Source organism: Mesorhizobium sp. B2-1-1 (genome assembly GCF_006442975.2).
Classification (GTDB): Bacteria; Pseudomonadota; Alphaproteobacteria; order Rhizobiales; family Rhizobiaceae; genus Mesorhizobium.
Genome location: NZ_CP083954.1, coordinates 664,800 through 684,735 on the forward strand (window position 1 = coordinate 664,800; position 19,936 = coordinate 684,735).

The window sequence follows — 19,936 nt, forward strand, 5'->3', positions numbered from 1 at the left end:
TTTGCGCAATTCCCAAGGGAAAGCGCTACGCGCTTTTGCGGGGAAAACCGCACACACTTTTGTTGGATTGCTCTAGGCGCGACGATTCGGCCCGATTAGCCGGCTGGCGGCGGTTTCGGCCATGGCGTCGGCGAGCTCCAGGTTCCATTGCGACCGGCAATAGGCGCGGAAATCGAAGCAGGGCAGGCCGGGGCAGACTTCGAATTCTATGAGGTGAACGGTGTCGTCGGGCTCGATGCGGAGATCGATGGAGAACACGTCGCGCAGGCCGAGCCCGCTCATCAGCCGTTCGGCGATCGCGCGGACTTTTGCATCGGCGACCGGCTGGCTTTCGGCGACCGCAAGCAGCAGCGGCTCAGCGTATTTCCCTGCTGTCCTCGCCGCCTCGCCGGTCTCGCCGTAAAGCGCCAGGCTGTCCTCCATGGTCTGGAAATCGCCGCCGGACTCGACGAAGGCGACGCCGAGCGCTTCGACGCCGGTGTCCGGCGTCAGACCCAGGAAACTGGCGCGCGCGTTGCGGCCGGCGACATAGGGCTGGACGACGACGTCGTCGCGATAGGCGGCGAAAACACGCCGGCTAAGCTCCAGCGCGTGGCCGAGATCGCCGCAGCGCGACTCCGGCCAGATGCCGATCTTGGCGCCGAGCCGGTTCGGCTTGACGAACCAGCCGGCGGCGGAAACCGGCGGCTCGACCAGCCATTGTCCGTTGCGCGCCAGGCCGGCCCGCGGCACAGGCAGGCCGAGCGCGCCGAGCACGGCGCCGGAGCGAAACTTGTCCTGGCAGAGCGCGAACAGCGAATCCTCGGCGCCGATCGCCTTCAGGCCGTTCAGCCTGGCAAGCGCAGGCGCCGCGCCGCCCCGGAAATAGGCGATGCCGTCGGTCAGCGTCCAGACCAGCGTGGCCGCCGGGTCGGCCTTGGCGAGCATATCGGCGGCATCGTCCAGCTCCACCGCCGCGAAGCCGAGATCGCGTCGTTTGAAGGCAGAAGCGAGGGCGTCGAACTCATGCGCGAGATCGGTCGATTGCGCCAGGTAAGAAGCGATTTCGGCGGCACGCTCCGGCGGGTGGCCATCGGCGAGGAGCCGCTCGAGGCAGGCCTTTTCCGGCTCGTGGACGAGGATCAGCCTTAGGCTGGACATGACATGATTCCCAATGGTGCAATTCCACACCATCGCATGGCGAAGACGCCAGGCTTTCGCGAAACCGACGCGGGCCGGACGCCTGCGTGACAGCCGGCCGAATGATCCCGTCAGACGCGGTGCATCGGGTACCGAGACTCAAGTCGGGCCGAGCCGAAAAGGCCGGCGTCACCTGAATATAGAGATGCCCTAGGCGATCAGCACGCGCGGCTCGAACCGGCCATTGACCTCGATGTCGAGGAGGAAGGTCATGCCTGCCTGCGGGTCAAGCTGACGCTGCTTCTCGTCCTTGCCGTGCCAGGCCGAGGTGACCGCCAGCCGGCTGGCGTTCTTGCCGACAAAGGCCGGGCAGGAAGGCTGCGTCACCGGCATGGCGATCGTGCGCACCAGCTTGCCGTCGGGCGCATAGCCCTTGACCACCTTGCCGCCCCAGACGGCATTCCACAGGATGCCGTCGCGGTCGAGCACGGAGCCGTCGACGAAGCCCTTGGCCGACCGGTGATCAACGAACACTTTCGGCTCGCCCTCCGGCAGGCCGGTCGCCGGATCGCAGGCAACACGCATCAACAGGCCGGTCGAGGTGTCGGTGTAATAAGCGAGCGCGCCGTCCGCGGAAAAACAGATCGAGTTCGACACGGTGATGTCGGAGAACAGCTTGCGCAATTCGCCCTTGAAGAACCAGTAGATCGCGCCGGCGCGCTTCTCCTCGCCCTTGCCCATCGTGCCGGTCCACAAAGCGCCGCAGGGATGGACGCGCGAATCGTTGGAACGGGTGACCGGATTGTCGGCCTCGACAGGCGTGTGCAGCGTCATCCTGCCGGTGGCGACGTCGCGGACAAAAAGCCCGGTTTCGGTGGCGATCAGCTGGCGCTTGTCGTCGATGATGGCGATAGCGCTGGCCATCCGGCCAAGCTCGTGCACCTGGGCCGCGCCGCCGGACAGGCGCATTTCCAGGAGATGGCCCTTGACGATGTCGAACCAGTAGAGCGTGTCTGTGGCGGGGTCGTAGCTCGGCCCCTCGCCGAGCTGGCAGACATGGTCGGAAAAAACCGAAACGATCGCTTCGCTCATCCTGCGTCTCCGCCGAACACCGCGTCCCAGGCCGTCACCGCCGCCTGGGCCCGCGCGGCCACGTCGTCGACGCTCATGCCCGGCTTGAACAGGCTGGAACCAAGCCCGAAAACCGTGACGCCGGCGGCCTTGTAGCCGGCAAAGTCCTTCTCCGAGACGCCGCCGACCGCGCCGACCAATGTCGAAGCCGGCAGCACCGCGCGGATGGCGGAAATGCCCGACGCGCCGAGCACGCTGGCCGGGAAGAATTTCAGCGCCGAGGCGCCGAGCCGGATCGCCAGGAAGGCCTCCGTGGGCGTGAACACGCCGGGCATGGTGACCATGCCGTATTGCATGGCGCGTTCCATCACCTCGGCATCGATATTGGGACTGACCAGCAGCCGGCCGCCGGCTTCGTGCAGGCCATCGACATCGGCTGGCGTCAGCACCGTGCCGGCACCGACCAGCGCGGCCGGCGGCAGCGCCTTGAGGATGGCGGCGATGGACGCGAACGGATCGGGTGAATTGAGCGGCACCTCGATCGCCTCGATGCCGGCATCGAAGACCGCCTGGCCGATCGCCACCGCCTCGGCAGGCTTGAGGCCGCGCAGGATGGCGACCAGCCCGCGCTTGAGCTTCGGGAACGCAGCGGTCTGGTTCATCAGGCAACTCCGGTTCTGGCGATCATGCCGTTTTCGCGCGCCGCCTCGACCAGGCCGGCGCGCACCGCCTCATCCGCGTCGACGGTCCGCACGCCAAGCCCGGCAAGGCCGAGCGCCTGCCGATAAAGCGCCGCAAGCGCGCCGGAGGCAATCAGCACCACCGATGTGGCGCCCGCAGCCTGGCGGCGCCTCGCCGAGGCGATCTCGCCGCCGATCAGCAGGCCCGACAGGCAGGCCGCGGCATCGTCGGCCTTCATGTCCTGGAGCAGACCGGCGGCGCGGATCGAGAACAGTTTTGCGGTGACGTCGCCACCTTCGGTCAACGCCGCACCACACCAGCGGCGGAAGAAAGGGTTCTGCGGGTCGACCGGCTTGGGATGCTCGCCGAGCGAATGGCGCAGGATCGAATGCGCGGCCAGCACCGAGAACAGCTCGCCGGTCGGCCATGTGCCGAAGCCGGCAACGGCGCCGTCCTCGACCAGAACCCATTTCGAATGGGTGCCCGGCATGCAGACGATTTCACGCCCCTTTGCCGGCAAACCGGCGCCGGCAAGCTGTGTCTCCTCGCCGCGCATGACGTCTGGCGCATCGGCCAGGCGTTGGGCAAGGCCGGGCACGATACGAATGTCGCGGCTCTCCCCCGGGATGCGGGCCGCGCCGGCCAGGATGGCGCCGATCGGCGCCGGCACGGTGACATAGGGCGCTTCGAGCCAGCCCTGGCGCGAGCCTGCCATGCCGCAGATGATGACGGGCAGCGTTTCCGGCGCGCCCATGGCGGCGAGATGACCCTCGAGAACCCGGGAAAAGCCCTTCTCGCGCGCGGTGATCAGTCCGTCGTCGCCGCGACGCTCGGCAAGCACCTTGCCGCCGCCGTCGATCAGCCAGGCACGAAGCCGGGTCGTGCCCCAATCGAGCGCCGCGACCGCCGGCACATTGCCGACAAATCGGGGGCCGGCAAACCCGGGGCTCACAGGAAACCTCCGTCGACGATCAGCATTTGCGCGGTCAGCATGCGCGAGGCGTCCGAGGCCAGGAACAGCACGGTGCCGACCAAATCGTCCGGCCGCATGACGTCCTTGATGCACTGCTTGGCGACATGAGAGGCAAGCGCCTGCTCCGTCACCCAGCGTTCCTGCTGCCGTTCCGTGATGACCCAGCCGGGCGCGACGGCGTTGACGCGGATACGGTCGGGCCCGAGCTTGCCGGCCAAACCCTTGGTGAGGCCGAGTATGCCCGCCTTGGCGGCGGTGTAGGCCGGCATGTCGGGGTGGTTGATCAGGTAGGAGGTCGAGGTGAAATTGATGATCGAGCCGCCGCCGGCCCGCTTCATGCCCGGCGCCACCGCCTGCGCGGTGAAGAAATGCGGTCTGAGGTTGATCGCCTGGTTGTTGTCCCAAAACTCCACCGTCACGTCTTCGACGGCGTGGCGTTCGTCCCAGGCGGCATTGTTGACCAGCACGGTGACGTCGCCATGCGCTTCGGCCGCCTTCGCGGCAGACGCCCGGAGCGCTTCGATGTCGCGCAGATCGGACTTGAGGTAGAGCGGCCGGCGGCCGAGCTCTTTCTCGATGCGGTCGGCAAGCGCGGTGCTGGGCTTGTCGGCGATGTCGATGAAGGCGACCTTGGCGCCCTGGCGCATGAAACCCTCGGTCAATGCCGCGCCAATGCCGGAGCCGCCGCCGGTGATCAGCACCGAAGCGCCTTCGAGGTCGGCAAAACGTGCCGATGGCATCATGGTTTTCGTCTCCCGGGTTGACCGGCGCGCATCCTAGCCAGACCGATCCGGCGGGCAAGGGCGAAAAGACGGATTTTGAGGCTTATGTCTGTCAAAAAGCCTGGAGACCACGCACAGGCACGGCCGGTCCTCGATCGAGGACCGGTCAATCGCCCGGTCAGATTGCCTTGGCGCGCAAGGCGCCGCGGAAGGAATCGCGGAGATAGCCGAGCGTGGCGTCGGCATCGGCCGGCTTGCCGAACAGATAGCCCTGCCCACCGGCGCAGCCGAACTGGACGAGGCGGTCGGCCTGCGCCTCTTCCTCGATGCCTTCGGCGACGACATCCATGCCGAGCCCTTCGCACATTGCGAGAATGGCGCGGATGATGTGCTCCGACGGGCGGTCATCGAGAATGGAGGAGACGAAGGCGCGGTCGATCTTCAACTTGTCGAAATGGAATTCGCGCAGCCGCCCGAGCGAGGACTGGCCGGTGCCGAAATCGTCGAGCGAGACGCGGATGCCGACGCGGCGCAGGTCCTCGACGATCTGCGCGGCCGAGGCCGGATCGTTCATCAGGCCGGTCTCGGTAATCTCGATCTCCAGCCGGCGCGGATCGAAGCCCGTACGGTCGAGGATCGCCAATATGTGCAGGCCGGTGTTCTGGTCGACGAGTTGCGAGGGCGACAGGTTGAAGGACAGGAACAGGTCCTTCGGCCAACTCCTCGCCGCCTCGGTCGCCTTGCGCAGCACTAGCTGCGACAGCGGGCCGATGATGCCGCGCTCCTCGGCGATCGGAATGAAGACGGTCGGCGGCACCGAGCCGAGATCGCGGTCGGTCCAGCGCGCCAGCGTCTCGAAGCCGATGGTGCGGCGCGTGGTGAGGTCGACGATCGGCTGGAAATGCGGCTCCACCTCGCCGGCCGAGACGGCGCGGCGCAGCGCCTGCTCGATGCGGGTGACGCGCTTGGCCGCCTCTTCCATTTCGCGGGTATAGACGACGACCCGGCCGCGGCCGGATCGCTTGGCATGGTAAAGCGCCGTTTCGGCCTTGTTGATGAGGATCTCGGTGGTCTCGTCGCCGGAATAGAACAGCGAACAGCCGACGGAGGCCGACAGCCTCGCCGTGCGTTCGCCGACATCATACGGGGCCGACAGGATTTCGATCAGCATGCGCGACTTTTCGGCGGCCGCCTCCTCGCTGAACACCAGCGGATAGAGGAAGGCGAATTCGTCGGCGCCGATGCGGCAGACGGTGGAATGGCCGTCCATCGAGGCGCGCAGGCGCATCGCCACCTGGATCAGGATGTCGTCGCCGGCCTTGTGGCCGAACAGATCGTTGATCGGCTTGAATCCATCAAGGTCGAGAATGCCGACGGTGAAGGGCGCGGGATCGTCGGCACGGTCGCTGATCAGGCGATCGACCTTGTCGAAGAAGCGGCGATGGTTGCCAAGCCCGGTCAACGGATCGGTGAATGCCAGATCCGTGCTCTCCCTGTTTGCCTGACCGGTGCCAAACGAAGTTTGCATCGGTGTCCCTGTTTCTCGAAGTCGGAATTTATTTCCGAGACTGGCAGCAAACCCTTTAGGAAACGTATCGGGAAAATCGATTTTTCGCCGCTAGAGCGCGTTGCCCTCCGCAAAGCCGCCCGGGCTCAAGGGCGCCGTCGCTCAGGCGGATTCTCAACCGGCGGTGCGAACGCGATAGAGCTCCAGCGGCGCGCCCTGGGTCTCCGCCACCGGTTCCAGCCAATCCGGCACGCTGCCATGCATCAGCCCGGCCAGAAAGCCGTCAGGCGCCTTGGTTGCGAGAAGCCTGGTTTCGGGATTGCCGCGGCAGAGCGCGACAATCCCGACGCGATGGTTTGCCACGACGGCTTTCGCGTCAGTGGCCGAGCCCAGCAAGGCATCGAATACGAGCAGGTTTCCGGCGACGTTGCGGTGGTAGGGCCCAGCGAGCGCGCGATGACCGGTAAAGGCCAGGATCGGCGAGCCGAGATTGGAGATGGCCAGCACCGTGGTGTCAGGCATGCGGGCGAGCGCGGCGAACGAGGCCTTGCTGTTGCAAGGTGCATCGATGCCGGCATTGGTGACGGCCGCACCGGTCTGGAAGGCGCTCGATGCCGCCTCGGCAGCGCTGGACCAAACCGCATTGACCGAGATCAGCCAGGCCGCGGCCATACGGAGCACGGAGCCGCCGGACGGGCTGTTTTCGGCGCGCTGCCGCCATTCGGCGATCCAGGCGCAAAGCGGGATCACCGCGAAGGCGATGGAGAAGGTCGAGCCGCGGACCTCCCAGGCACTGACCAGGAAAGCCATCACCAGCAGCGCGCCGACGAGACTGTCTTGCCGCCGCCAGCCGCCCTTGCCGAGGCGCAGCGCCATCAGGACGATCGCCACCAGCGGCGTCGCGAAGCGCGCCACCGCTCTGGCCGGATCGGCCGCGACGAGCTGGAATATCGACTGCGCTTCGTCGATATGACCGAGCCACATCTGCTGGAGGCGCGGGTCGAGGCCGGCATAGGGGGCAGCCAGGCATTGCGGGAACAGAAACATCACGACAAGGACAAGCACGAACGCCAGCAGGCCGAGCGAGGCCAGGCGACGGCCGTACGTCGCATTGACGGCGCCCCATGAGGCGATGACCGCAAGGCCGGCGCCGGCAAGCGCGGCAACCACGAACTGCACGGTCGAGAAGGTGTCGCACTGGGTCTGCCCCCATGCCGACGCCGGTATGGTGGTGATGAAAACAAGGGCCGAGACGGCGGTGACGCCCAAGCCAAAATCCCTGGCGATCAGCCTTTCGCCGCCACCGCTGACGAGGAACAGCAGGGCGACGATGGCGCCCAGGGTTCCAGCATAGGGGGCGCTTTCCATGCCGATCGCCAATGCCAGCGTGGCGCACGCGCCGGCAAACAGGGCGGCTGTCCGGTGGCGAGGTGCTTCAAGCAGCAAAGCCAAGCCGGCCAAGGTCAGCATCAGCTGGACATTGTGGTGATCGAGCGCGCCGGGCGAGAAGATTCCGAGATAATACAAGGCCGCTCCGCCGACCACCGCGGCGGGCAGGACCGCGTGCTCGCCGGCGAAAGCGCGCGCGGCGCGCATGATGGAGAACAGCGCGAGCCAGAATTGCAGGAGAGGCCAAAGCACCTGCACGACCTGCTCGCCCAAAGCGGCACTGCCCGTCAGGGCCGACAGGGCAAGCATGCCGAGCGCCAGCGGGGCGTCGAGCAGCCGCGACCAGTGCATGACGAAGCCACCCTCCAGCCCCATCCTGTACTGGTGCAGGTCGAACCAGCCCTGGCCGGCCAGGAGGTCGCGAACCTCCACCAGTTGCAGCAGGCTGTCATTGTCGCCGGCCGGGTTGGCCAGTTGCGGGAATCCGGCATAGAGATCGAGCGCCAGCAGCAGCAAGGCGGCAAGCAACGCAAACGCTATGTCGGACTTCCAGGTGGAAGCGCCGTTGCTGGCTGTGCTCATCCCATCGCCCCTGGCAGGAATGCCGGGCTTTTTCGGCCAATCGACACTCGTAAAGTCGGCCTTAAACCTAGCCTTAACGGCTTCAATAAATAGTAAAACCGCCTGAACGCGCCTGACTTTCGGCGCGAACCGCGCGTGGCGGCGAGGCACCCGGAGAGGAAAATGCCGCAAGAGCTTCGCTACGAACCCGCCATCGCCGTGCTGCTGCCTTGCTACAACGAGGAATTGACGATCGCCGAGGTGGTGCGGCGCTTCCGCGAGACGCTGCCTTTGGCGACGGTCTATGTCTACGACAACAATTCGCGCGACCTGACCGCGCTCAGGGCCCGCGCCGCCGGCGCCATCGTGGTGCGCGAACCGCACCAGGGCAAGGGCAATGTGGTGCGGCGCATGTTCGCCGACATCGACGCCGACATTTACCTGATGGCCGACGGCGACGGCACCTATGCGCCGGAAGACGCGCCGCAATTGATCAACACGCTTCTGACCGAGCGCTCCGACATGGCGGTGGGCACCCGGCGCGGCGTCACCGACGATGCCGGCAGGACCGGCCATGCCTTCGGCAACCGCGTCTTCAACAGCCTCTATAAAGGGCTGTTCGGCAGCGATTTCACCGACATCTTCTCGGGCTACCGCGTCTTCACCCGGCGCTTCGTCAAGAGCTTCCCGGCCGTCTCCGGCGGCTTCGAGATCGAGACCGAAATGTCGGTGCATGCCTCGCAGCTCAAATTGCCCGTCAGCGAGATCGCGCTCGATTACGGCAAGCGGCCGGACGGCTCGTCGTCGAAGCTTTCGACGTTTCGCGACGGCGCCAGGATCCTTTGGATGTTCGCCATGCTGATGAAGGAAACGCAACCGCTGCGTTTCTTCGGCGCCTTCGCCCTGGTCTTCCTGGCGTCGAGCCTGTTCCTGATGGCGCCGGTGCTGGTCGAATTCGCCGAGACCGGGCTGGTGCCGCGCATGCCGACATGGGTGCTGTCGGTCGGCCTGCTCTTGCTCTCGATGCTGGCTGGTGTGACCGGGGTGATCCTCGATTCGGTGTCGCGCGGCCGCGCCGAACAGAAGCGCATCTTCTACCTGTCGATGCCTTCGGGCCGCATAGAGCGGCGCGAGCGCGCCAGCGAGCCGACTGCCGCGAAGGCCGGCCCAGGCAAGACGCCTCGCGCCGCATGAAGCGGTGAGCCGTCTTATCCGCTTCCTCTTTGCCGGCGGCATCGGCTTCGTCGCCGACGCGGCCGCCCTCTGGCTGCTGCTTGCCGTCACGCCGCTCGGCCCTTTCAGCGCCCGCGTGCTGTCCATCGGCTTTGCGCTCTGCGTCACCTGGCAGATAAACCGGCATCTGACCTTCTCGCCGTCGAGCCGCGGCTTGGTGCGGGAAGGCGCCCGCTATGGCAGCGTCGGCATCGCCACCAGCATCGCCAACTATCTGGTCTACTGCGCCATCCTTGTCGTCCTGCCGACAACCCCACCATTGGCCGCCCTTGCTTTCGCTTCGCTGGCCGCCATGGCGCTGTCCTTCCTCGGCTATTCCAGGCTGGTCTTCGACCGCTAGCGGCGTGGCCCGATTGGCAGAAGGCGCCGGGACCCTTATATCGCTCTCTCATCGACCGTGCTGGGGACCTGCCATGAAGCTGAAAATCGCCGTCCAGATGGACCACGTCTCCACCGTGTCGATCGCCGGAGACACTTCTTTCGCGCTGTCGCTGGAGGCGCAGCGGCGCGGCCATCAGCTCTACCACTACACGCCCGACCGGCTGTCGCTGCGCGACGGCAAGGTGTTCGCCCGCATCGAGGAGATGCAGGTACGCGACGAGAAGGGCAGCCACTATTCGCTGGGGGAGAAGGTGCGCACCGACCTGTCGGAGATGGACGTGATCCTGCTGAGACAGGATCCGCCCTTCGATATGAACTACATCACCACCACGCACATACTGGAGCGCATCCACCCCAGGACGCTGGTGGTCAACGACCCCGCCTGGGTGCGCAACAGCCCGGAAAAGATCTTCGTCACCGAGTTTTCCGACCTGATGCCGGAAACGCTGATCACCAAGGATCCCCAGGAGGTCGCCGCCTTCCGCAAGGAATTCGGCGACATCATCGTCAAGCCGCTCTACGGCAATGGCGGCGCGGGCATCTTCCACCTGCTGGAGGCCGACCGCAACCTCGCCTCGCTGCTCGAAATGTTCGGCCAGTTGTTCCGTGAGCCCTACATCGTGCAGCGTTACCTGAAGGACGTGCGCAAGGGTGACAAGCGCATCATCCTGATCGACGGCGAGCCGGTCGGGGCCATCAACCGGGTGCCGGCCGAGCACGATTCCCGCTCCAATATGCATGTCGGCGGCCGCGCCGAGAAGACCGAGCTGACCGAGCGCGAGCGCGAGATCTGCGCCCGCATCGGGCCGGCACTGAGGGAACGCGGCTTCATCCTCGTCGGCATCGACGTGATCGGCGACTACATGACCGAAATCAACGTGACCTCGCCGACCGGCGTACGCGAAGTCAAACGCTTCGGCGGCGCCGACATCGCCAGCCTGTTCTGGGACGCGGTGGAGGCCAAGCGGAAGTAGCCGTTTTCATTTCGTATTAACCATGTTCCGTTTTTGCAACCGGAGACAACCGCGCCGCAACTTAAGCGGTTGCGTGTTCCTGTAATGTTCTTGATTTAACCGAGGAATTGTGATTGTGTCCGGCCCAGGCCCTTCGCGGCCTGATTGTAGAAGGCTTGGGGCAAGCCCAGATCCGGGGACAAGACATGGTGGCGCGGGTTCGCACGGTTGCTTTCCAGGGCATCGAGGCCGTGCCGGTCGACGTGCAGGTGATGATCGCGCCCGGCAAGGTCAACATGCACATCGTCGGTCTGGCCGATAAGGCAGTGGCCGAAAGCCGCGAACGGGTGCAGGCGGCACTCCATGCTTCCGGCCTGTCGATGCCGTCCAAGAAAGTCACTGTCAATCTGGCGCCCGCCGACCTGCCCAAGGAGGGCAGCCATTACGATTTGCCGATCGCGCTCGGCCTGATGGCGGCGCTTGGCGCCATTCCGGGCGACATGCTGGCCGGTTATGTCGTGCTTGGCGAATTGTCGCTCGACGGCACCATTGCCGCCGTCGCCGGCGCCTTGCCGGCCGCGATCGGCGCGAATTCCGAAGGCAAGGGCCTGATCTGCCCCTTCGCCTGCGGCCCCGAAGCCGCCTGGGCCGGCAAGGACTTCGACATACTCGCGCCGCGCAGCCTGATCGCCATCGCCAATCATTTTCGCGGCACGCAGGTGCTGTCGCGCCCCGAAGCCGGCATCCATGCCGCGGCGCGCGACCTGCCCGATCTTGCCGACATCAAGGGCCAGGAAACCGCCAAGCGGGCACTGGAGGTGGCGGCGGCCGGCGGGCACAACCTGCTGATGGTCGGCCCGCCGGGATCGGGAAAATCGATGCTGGCGCAGCGGCTGCCGTCGATCCTGCCGCCGCTGGCGCCGAAGGAATTGCTCGAAGTATCGATGATCGCCTCCGTCGCCGGCGAGCTCGGCGAGGGCAAGCTGACCGACCGGCGGCCGTTCCGCGCGCCGCACCATTCGGCCTCGATGGCGGCGATGGTCGGCGGCGGCATCCGGGCGCGGCCGGGCGAAGTGTCGCTTGCCCATCACGGCGTGCTGTTCCTCGACGAATTTCCCGAATTCACGCCGCAGACGCTCGACGCGTTGCGCCAGCCATTGGAGACCGGCGACTGCATGATCGCGCGGGCCAACCATCGCGTCACCTATCCGGCGCGTATCCAGCTTGTGGCGGCGATGAACCCGTGCCGCTGCGGCATGGCCGGCGAGCCCGGCTATCGCTGCCTGCGCGGCGATCGCTGCCGCACCGACTACCAGGCGCGCATCTCGGGCCCGCTGCTCGACCGCATCGATCTCAGGATCGAGGTGCCGGCGGTCTCGGCCAGCGACCTGATCCGGCCCGACCGGGCGGAGAAGAGCGCCGACGTGGCGCTGCGCGTGGCGCGTGCCCGCACCCTCCAGCGCGAGCGCTTCGAACGGCTCGGCGTCACCAGCGCCACCACAAACGCGCATTGCGCGCCGGCGGTCATCGAGGAGATCGCTATGCCTGACGCATCGGGCCTGTCGCTGCTCAAGGACGCCAGCGAAAAGCTTGCCTTTTCGGCGCGGGCCTATCACCGCGTGCTGAAGGTCGCGAGAACACTGGCCGATCTCGACGCCAGCGAAACCGTCGGCCGCATTCATCTCGCCGAAGCGATCTCCTACCGGATGAGTTCGGAGCGGGTGGCGCAGGCGGCGTAGAGACCTCGCGTAATCGGCCTATGTCCAAGGGAATAGTTTGCCGATGGAAATCCTAGTTATCCACGGTACTATTACAGAATGGATGCTGCATCATAGCGTTTGAAAGATTACCCGATCCGCCATCCCGTTTCGGGCGCTTGTGACCAACCTGCATGCCATTTCTATGCATGAGACCTCCACAAGTTGGACATTTCGGCGCAGTGGGCAATGCATCTCGAATGAATGCTGCGCCTTTTACGTCGCGCGAGAACGATCCGCCCTCAAGGTCGAGTTCGCCGGAACTGGTAATTAGAAATTCGAATTCCGGCATTTCCCTGAGTATTTTTGCGACGTCTGACGCAGAGAATCCCTTAGTCAAGTGCTCTACTATTGCCTTGTAGAAGGCAACAGCACGAGGTCTGCTGCGCACGCCGCTTCCCAATTTCCTGACCGCTTCGCTCATGCCACGGTTCGCCATCAGAAATTCTTCAAACTTCGCTCTGATCTTCGTGAATGTAACGAAGTCATCCGTTCCCCAGTCACGGAATAGCGAGAGGAACGTCAGAAGTGAAGATGCTGAAAAGGTCCCATTTCGACTGTAAAAATATAACGCGGGATGCAAGCCAAGAGATGAGGCGTGGGTCGAGCACAAACGCCAGATTGTCGCTCTCACCTTTACAAGATAATCAACGGTCCTGGCTCCATCTTGATCAACGTCTAGCGGTTCTTCCTTGGTTGCTCCCTTGTAGCTTGAGTCCCTGACTTGAACTCGATTGGCCAAATTCACCAGATCGAAAACTAACGGTAGCGCTTGCGGTCCGTAGCCCTGTCCGGCGGGCGGCAAATCAAGTGTTTTGATTGGTAGAGATATCGTGGGCTCGAATAGCAAAGCTGATATTTCACGGCCAAGGTCTTCGATTTCCCGTTGGGACTCTTCAGCGAATTTCTTCCAATAATTGTGGCCGGTGCCAGCCCTCAAGATCGCTCGAGCTGCCAAGGCCGTTGAGGAACGTCTGGCGGCTAGGATACGGCGCTCTGTCGCATCTATCTTCGTGCCCCCTTGATTGATCCGGAAGAAGGCTTTCTCCGCCTTGTCATGGTCGGCGTTTCTGATCCATTGGGCTGGAATCTCTTGCCATCCAATTCTGGCTGCTCTCTCAGCAATATCTGGGCGGGAATTTTGCGGATATTCGATAGCCATTTTGTGATCGGCATATGAGCCAATTGATAGCGCCACCAAGTCTCTCGTTCTTCTCGCTGCTATCTGCTGATCATCCGGAATTGCATTCTGAAAGAAATGCCTGGAAACCTCTCCGTCGCCGTAGTCGTTGTGAACCCATGCAACAAGGGCGCTAAGGCGATGCGCTCCATCTATGACAAAGACATTCTGCCCTGCTCGCCACAGGATAACTGCAGGGATCAAATCCTTGCGAGCAAACGTGCCAATGAGATCAGCGACCTGTTCTGGACTCCAATTCGCAGTTTCTCTTTGAAAATCGGGCTTCCGCAGTGCGGGATATAGAAAGCCTTTTGGCTCTAGCCCCGCGATAGACAAAGAACTTATGTCTTCGCCTACCTCACCGGGAGCAGCTAAATCCTCCCGACGGATGAGTGCATCCAAATTTACAATGTTGGTTGTCGCAGCAGCCATAGAATCGTCCTCCCCGGTGAGGACTTACCTCACTTTCATACGACAGAACAGTTGTGCGGGTTTGCATGACTTATAGTCGTACGGACCCTCGGTATCCACGGGCTATTTCTCCCTTCGCCTTCAGTTCCAGCCTCCGCGCGTGCAGCACCGGTTCGGTGTAGCCGTTGGGCTGGATGCGGCCTTTGAAGACGAGGTCGCAGGCGGCCTGGAAGGCGACGGAGCCGTTGAAATCGGCGGCCATCGGCCGGTAGAGCGGGTCGCCTTGGTTCTGCTGGTCGACGATATCAGCCATGCGCCTCATCGTTTCCATCACCTGGTCGGCCGTGCAGACGCCATGGTGCAGCCAGTTGGCGATGTGCTGCGAGGAGATGCGCAGCGTGGCGCGGTCCTCCATCAGGCCGACATCGTTGATATCGGGCACTTTCGAGCAGCCGACGCCCTGGTCGATCCAGCGCACGACATAGCCCAGAATGCCTTGCGCGTTGTTGTCGAGTTCCGCCTGGATGTCGGCCGGAGACCAGTTGGGCCGCACCGCGACCGGCACCGACAGGATGTCGTCGAGCTTGGCCCTCGGCCGGCTCTTCAGCGCCGCCTGGACGGCGTGGACATCGACCTTGTGATAATGGGTGGCGTGCAGCGTCGCCGCGGTCGGCGAGGGCACCCAAGCGGTGTTGGCGCCGGCCTTGGGATGGGCGATCTTCTCGGTGAGCATCGCCGCCATCAAATCGGGCATCGCCCACATGCCCTTGCCGATCTGGGCATGGCCGGCAAGCCCGCATTCCAGCCCGGTGTCGACATTCCAGGCCTCGTAGGCGGAAATCCAGGCGGCCTGCTTCATGTCGCCCTTGCGGATCATCGGGCCGGCTTCCATCGAGGTGTGGATCTCGTCGCCGGTGCGGTCGAGGAAGCCGGTGTTGATGAACACGACGCGCTCCCTGGCGGCGCGGATCGCCTCCTTGAGGTTGACGGTGGTGCGCCGCTCCTCGTCCATGATGCCCATCTTGATGGTATTCTGGTCCATACCGAGCACGGCCTCGACGCGATCGAAAATCTCGACGGCGAAGGCGACTTCCTCGGGCCCATGCATCTTGGGTTTCACGACATACATCGAGCCGGCGCGGGAATTGGCGCGGCGGCCGTTCGGCCCGATATCGTGCAGCGCGATCAGCGCGGTCATCGCCGTGTCCATGATGCCTTCCGGCACCTCGTTGCCGTCGCGGTCCGTTATCGCCGGATTGGTCATGAGGTGGCCGACATTCCTGACCAGCATCAGCGAGCGGCCGGGCAGCGTCACAGTACCGCCATTGGGCGAGGTATAGGACCGATCGGGGTTGAGCTTGCGGACAAAGGTCCGGCCGCCCTTGGTGATCTCTTCGGCCAGGTCGCCCTTCATCAGGCCGAGCCAGTTGCGGTACACGACGACCTTGTCCTGCGCATCCACCGCCGCGACCGAATCCTCGCAGTCCTGGATGGTGGTCAGCGCCGATTCCAGGATGATGTCGGCGATGCCGGCCGGATCGGTGCGGCCGATCTGGTTGTCGCGGTTGATCAGGATCTCGATATGCAGGCCGTTGCTGACCAGCAGCACGGCTTGCGGGTTGGCGGCATCGCCGCGATAGGCGACGAACTGCCTGACGTCGGCAAGCGTGGTCGAGCCGGCGCCGGCGCTGAGCCGCAGCGCGCCATTGGCCAGCGAAAGGCCGTTGACGCCGGCCCATTTGCCCGATGTGAGCGGCACCGACTGGTCGAGAAAGTCCTTGGCCCAGGCGACGACTTTCGCACCGCGCGCGGGGTTGAAGCCGTTGCCCTTCCCGGCGCCGTCTGTCTCGGGAATCGCATCGGTGCCGTAAAGCGCATCATAGAGCGAGCCCCAGCGCGCATTGGCGGCGTTGAGCGCATAGCGCGCATTCATCACCGGCACCACAAGCTGCGGCCCGGCGACGACGGCGATCTCGGGATCAACCTTTTCGGTCGTCACCGAGAAGACCGGGCCTTCGGGGACGAGATAGCCGATCTCCTTCAGGAAGGTTTTGTAGGCTTCCATGTCGACCGGCGCGCCATTGGCGCGATACCAGTCATCGAGCTTTTCCTGGATAGCGTCGCGCTTCGCCAGCAGTGCCCGGTTCTTCGGAGCGAGGTCGTGGACGATGGCCGAAAAGCCGTTCCAGAATTTATCCGAATCGATGCCGGTGCCCGGAGCGGCCTCGTTGACAACGAAGTCATGAAGTTCGCGGGCGATCCGCAATCCGGCGATTTCGACGCGATCGGTCATCAGGCTGCTCCAGATGAAAGGCTTTCGCGGGCCTTTGGCATGTTGGGAGTGCAGGGTCAATTCAGCTTAGGGTGAAGGCAAGGCAGGTAGGCGCGGTTTTTAGGCTTGGTGCCGGCGGCGACGCTGCCAATCTCCCCCCAAGTGGGGGAGATGCCCGGCAGGGCAGAGGGGGGCGCGAAGGAATGCCGACCTCGGCAAGTTTCGGTATTTCGTGCAGTCGGTCGACGTCGAGTATGAGCGGGCGCTGCTCCGAGACGCTGGCGGGACAGCGCCCCCCCTGGCCTGCCGGCGATCTCCCCCACAAGAGGGGAGATTACACCCTCCATCACACCGCGATCCGTGGCCTGCCCGAAGCCACCGCCACCACATGCGCCTCGATGAACATACGCTGGGCTTCGACGGTGGAGACGCGGAATTCGGTCGCGACATCGATCTCGGCGCTGTCAGTGCCGGCATCCCTGGCGCGCTGCGCAGCGATGCTGCGCACATCGGCCTCGGCGGCCGCGATCGCCGCCGCCTCGTCGAGGAAATCGCGCACGGTTTCGCCCGAGGCAAGACGGAACAGACCTTCCTTGGGCTGGCTGACGCGCGCCTCCGCCGATACCCGGACCTGGCCGACAACGGCGCCGAGCGCGTTGGCGACGTCGGTGTCATCAGGCACCACGCAGTCATTGCCGACCAATGGCGGGAGTCCGGCATAGTGCAGCGGCGCGGAGGCACCGAGGCCGATCACCGGCCGGTCGAGCGCGACGCTCAGGCGCGCAATGCCGGGATGCGCGTCGACGGCGCGCTGCACCAGCGCATGCGCCACGGTGGACGCACCGTCGAGCCCGTCCTCGGCGAAGGCGGTTTGAAGGATATATTCGGCCGACCAGCGCGTCAGCGCGGCCAGCACGCGCTCCGAAATCGCCTTGGGGGAGGCCGCGATCGCCTGGCCGCGGCCGTCGCGCTTGCGGGCAAACAGCTCTGCGCCGAGGCGGGCGGCCGCGGCATCCCAGTTCGCCTGCTTGCCAAGCACATGCGCCGCATCCGACGGCGTGAAACCTGAAATGTGCACCAGCCCGCGCGACACCAGGCGGTTCAGGGTAGCGTTCTGGGCATTCGAGGTCAAAAGCCTGTCGAGGGGCAAGGGCATTGCGCCGATCGCTTCATAGAGCCTTGCTTCCGGAGCAGTCAGCCCGGCGGCAAGACGGTCGGGCACGCCGGTGCGCACCGCGAAACGGCCGTCCATGCGGCCAGTGTTTGGCGCGCGCAGCTGGCGCTCGAGTTCCGCCAGAACGGCCTCGCGATGCACCATGCCGGCCAGCGCCAGCGGCACCAGCCGGCGCGGTCCAAGCAGGAGCCTGGGGTTGAGAGCGCCGTCTTCCAATGCCACTTCGGAATCGCCGCCGAGGCCGAAGGTGCGCATGGCGACCGCTTCGACCATGGTGCGAAAGCCGCCGACGGTGGCGCCTTCCGGATCGAGCCGCGGCCGGCCCTTGTCGAGCACGGCAACGTCGGTGGTGGTGCCGCCGATGTCGGAAACCACCGCGTTTTCCAATCCGGTCATGTGGTGCGCCCCGACCAGGCTGGCGGCCGGGCCGGACAGAATGGTCTCGATCGGCCGCTGGCGGGCGAACGCCGCCGACACCAGCGCACCGTCGCCGCGCACCACCATCAGGGGCGCCGCGATGCCGCGCGCCTCGAGAAAGCCCTCGGTCGCCGCCACCAGCCGGTCGATCATCGAGATCAGCCGGGCGTTGAGCAGCGTCGTCAGCGCCCGGCGCGGACCGCCTAGCTTGGCCGACAATTCATGGCTCGCGGTGACCGGCAGGCCGGTTTTCTCCCGGATCAGCTCGCGGGCGGCGATCTCGTGCGCCGGGTTGCGGGTGGCGAAATAGGCGCAGACGGCAAAGCCCGAGACCGAGCCGCCGAGTCCGGGCAGCGCCGCCTCGAGGCCGGACAGATCGAGCTTGGCGGTATTGCCGTGCACATCGTGGCCGCCGGGGCAGAACACGACCGGATCGGTGCCCAATGCCGCCTTCAGCCCATCGCGGGCAAGGTCCGCCTCGGAAAAGCCGATCATCACCAGCGCGACGCGGCCACCCTGGCCCTCGACCAGCGCGTTGGTGGCAAGCGTCGTCGACATGGAGACAAGCTTGATGGCGGCCGGATCGGTGACCGCTTTTTCCAGAACCGCGTCGACGGCGCCGGAAATGCCAACGGCGAGATCGTGCCTGGTGGTCAGAGCCTTGGCCTTGGCCAGCACCTTTCCCTTGTTCGGCCCGCTCTGCGGGCCTTCGGTTTCGGACCACAGCACGGCATCGGTGTAGGTGCCGCCGGTGTCGATGCCGAGGAAAAGAGGTTTTGGCTTGGTCTTGGTCATGTCTGATGATGGCCCGAGCAGATAGGAAAATGCTTCTCGCCCTTAACCTATAGCGGCCGGACGATAAAGCTGAGAGCGCTGGGCCACGGGAGGAGTTCGATCTCCCCCACGAGGGGGGAGATTGGCAGCTTCAATGGCAGGGTCAACCTACCCCGCGAACCCAACCTTTTTATGCGACCCATCGCAATACGGCTTGTTCGCCGAATGGCCGCAGCGGCACAGGAAGGCGCGTTGCGTGCGGTCGACCGTGTGGCCGGTGCCGGTGACGATTTCGACATTGCCTTCGAGCTTGAGCGGCCCGTCTTTCGTCGGCGTAACCTTGAGTGGACCGTCGCGCGCGTCCAGCGCCGGCGTGTCCTTCAGCGCCGGCTCGCCGGTGGCGGCAAAACCTAATTTGTTGTGGCTGCCGTCGCAGAACGGCTTGTTCTGCGACGCGCCGCAGCGGCAGAGCGTGGCGCGGTGTAACGTCTCGCCGTCGAGCATAATCTCGGCGTGGACGGCCAGCGGGCCGTTTTCCCTGATGCGCACGGTGTTGACCACCGGCGGCCTTTCCTGCGGCCCGCCATCCTTCCTGACATAGGTAATGGCGCCTGACGGGCAGCTTTCGGCAATGGCGACGATCTTCTCGACGCTGGCCGCGTCGGGATGGATCCACTCTCCCGGCGCGTTCGGCACGAAGACATGCGGATCGCCCAGCACGCAATTGCGCGAATGGATGCAGCGCCGGCCGGCAAAGCCGACGTCTATCTTCTCGCCCTCGACCGGACCTGCCATCGCCTTGCTCCTGTTGCCTGACGCACGCCGCCTGGATGCGGCGTGCTTTGGGTGCTGTTCTTGCAGGCTATGCCCCAGGCAGGAAAAGCGTCAAGCTGGCAAGCCGGTCAGGGAACCAGTTCGATCTCCTCGGTCTCGCCGCCGCTGCAGGTATAGCAGCAATCGTCGCATTTTTCCTTGTCGCCGGGGCCGACGCCCCAATAGGTGCCTTCGTCGCCGTCGACCCAGGCGCCGTAGCAGATCGATTCGCCCTCGTCGCAGGAGACCGGCAATTGCCTGGTCTCGCCGTCATCGAGGTAGAAATCCTTGCCGTTGCCCGGCCACACATAGTCGCGGTCCCGGCTGTAGAGCTCGAGGCGCATGGCATTGGGATGGCTGTTCTTGATGGCGAAGGTGACGTCGCCGGCATGGGCCGACGGCACCAGCAGCATGGCAAGAGACAGCGCGGCCAGCGAGCGGCGCGCATAGGCGTAGAACATGATATCCCCCAAAAATAAACGGCCCACCCGGCCGCCTTGCGGGCATTGCACGGGGCGAGCGATCGCTAAAGGGGGCGACCGCGACAA

General features: G+C 64.9%; 16 protein-coding genes. 4 read left to right on the forward strand and 12 right to left on the reverse strand.

The window, feature by feature from the left end; genetic code table 11:
- Positions 1–72: 72 nt before the first annotated feature.
- The 7 genes from FJ972_RS03165 to FJ972_RS03195 form a co-directional block, all read right to left on the reverse strand.
- Positions 73–1,140, reverse strand: coding sequence for a D-alanine:D-lactate ligase-like protein (locus tag FJ972_RS03165; RefSeq protein ID WP_140524323.1), 1,068 nt, complete (start codon positions 1,138–1,140; stop codon positions 73–75).
- Between the two features lie 189 nt (positions 1,141–1,329).
- Positions 1,330–2,211 (reverse strand): SMP-30/gluconolactonase/LRE family protein, encoded by an 882-nt coding sequence (locus FJ972_RS03170; protein WP_140524325.1) that lies wholly within the window; start codon positions 2,209–2,211, stop codon positions 1,330–1,332.
- A complete protein-coding gene (locus FJ972_RS03175) occupies positions 2,208–2,852 on the reverse strand; it encodes a 2-dehydro-3-deoxy-6-phosphogalactonate aldolase (protein WP_140524327.1) in 645 nt (214 codons plus the stop codon). Before FJ972_RS03175 ends, FJ972_RS03170 begins: the two co-directional genes overlap by 4 nt.
- Complete coding sequence (locus tag FJ972_RS03180) at positions 2,852–3,823, reverse strand: 2-dehydro-3-deoxygalactonokinase (RefSeq protein WP_140491651.1); 972 nt, start codon at positions 3,821–3,823, stop codon at positions 2,852–2,854. Before FJ972_RS03180 ends, FJ972_RS03175 begins: the two co-directional genes overlap by 1 nt.
- Positions 3,820–4,587 (reverse strand): SDR family NAD(P)-dependent oxidoreductase, encoded by a 768-nt coding sequence (locus FJ972_RS03185; protein WP_140491653.1) that lies wholly within the window; start codon positions 4,585–4,587, stop codon positions 3,820–3,822. The genes FJ972_RS03180 and FJ972_RS03185 overlap by 4 nt, the downstream gene beginning before the upstream one ends.
- Before the next feature lie 157 nt (positions 4,588–4,744).
- Positions 4,745–6,094 carry a putative bifunctional diguanylate cyclase/phosphodiesterase gene (locus FJ972_RS03190; protein WP_140491655.1) on the reverse strand — a complete coding sequence of 450 codons (1,350 nt, stop codon included), beginning with the start codon at positions 6,092–6,094 and terminating at the stop codon, positions 4,745–4,747.
- A 153-nt stretch (positions 6,095–6,247) separates the two neighbouring features.
- Positions 6,248–8,044, reverse strand: coding sequence for a GtrA family protein (locus tag FJ972_RS03195; protein WP_140524329.1), 1,797 nt, complete (start codon positions 8,042–8,044; stop codon positions 6,248–6,250).
- 162 nt (positions 8,045–8,206) lie between these two features.
- Between FJ972_RS03195 and FJ972_RS03200 the strand changes: the two genes are divergently transcribed.
- The 4 genes from FJ972_RS03200 to FJ972_RS03215 all read left to right on the forward strand — a co-directional run bounded on the left by FJ972_RS03200 (position 8,207) and on the right by FJ972_RS03215 (position 12,329).
- On the forward strand, positions 8,207–9,217 hold the full coding sequence (locus tag FJ972_RS03200) for a glycosyltransferase (protein WP_140524331.1): 1,011 nt from the start codon (positions 8,207–8,209) through the stop codon (positions 9,215–9,217).
- A gap of 4 nt (positions 9,218–9,221) precedes the next feature.
- Complete coding sequence (locus FJ972_RS03205) at positions 9,222–9,596, forward strand: GtrA family protein (RefSeq protein WP_140524333.1); 375 nt, start codon at positions 9,222–9,224, stop codon at positions 9,594–9,596.
- 73 nt (positions 9,597–9,669) lie between these two features.
- Entirely contained in the window at positions 9,670–10,611 is a 942-nt protein-coding gene (gshB, locus tag FJ972_RS03210; RefSeq protein ID WP_140524334.1) for a glutathione synthase, read from the forward strand.
- 185 nt (positions 10,612–10,796) lie between these two features.
- Positions 10,797–12,329: a YifB family Mg chelatase-like AAA ATPase gene (locus tag FJ972_RS03215; RefSeq protein WP_140524336.1), complete on the forward strand. Its 1,533-nt coding sequence runs from the start codon at positions 10,797–10,799 to the stop codon at positions 12,327–12,329.
- A 52-nt stretch (positions 12,330–12,381) separates the two neighbouring features.
- On the opposite strand, the gene FJ972_RS03220 is transcribed toward FJ972_RS03215, so the two are convergent.
- From FJ972_RS03220 to FJ972_RS03240, 5 genes are all read right to left on the reverse strand, one after another.
- Positions 12,382–13,959: a DUF262 domain-containing protein gene (locus FJ972_RS03220; RefSeq protein ID WP_140524338.1), complete on the reverse strand. Its 1,578-nt coding sequence runs from the start codon at positions 13,957–13,959 to the stop codon at positions 12,382–12,384.
- A 70-nt stretch (positions 13,960–14,029) separates the two neighbouring features.
- Positions 14,030–16,231, reverse strand: coding sequence for a malate synthase G (locus FJ972_RS03225; protein WP_140524340.1), 2,202 nt, complete (start codon positions 16,229–16,231; stop codon positions 14,030–14,032).
- A gap of 325 nt (positions 16,232–16,556) precedes the next feature.
- A complete protein-coding gene (locus FJ972_RS03230) occupies positions 16,557–18,596 on the reverse strand; it encodes a hydantoinase/oxoprolinase family protein (protein WP_140524343.1) in 2,040 nt (679 codons plus the stop codon).
- Positions 18,597–18,743: 147 nt separating this feature from the next.
- Entirely contained in the window at positions 18,744–19,370 is a 627-nt protein-coding gene (locus FJ972_RS03235; RefSeq protein ID WP_140524345.1) for a CDGSH iron-sulfur domain-containing protein, read from the reverse strand.
- A 107-nt stretch (positions 19,371–19,477) separates the two neighbouring features.
- Positions 19,478–19,849 carry a hypothetical protein gene (locus FJ972_RS03240; RefSeq protein ID WP_140524346.1) on the reverse strand — a complete coding sequence of 124 codons (372 nt, stop codon included), beginning with the start codon at positions 19,847–19,849 and terminating at the stop codon, positions 19,478–19,480.
- Between the last annotated feature and the right edge of the window lie 87 nt (positions 19,850–19,936).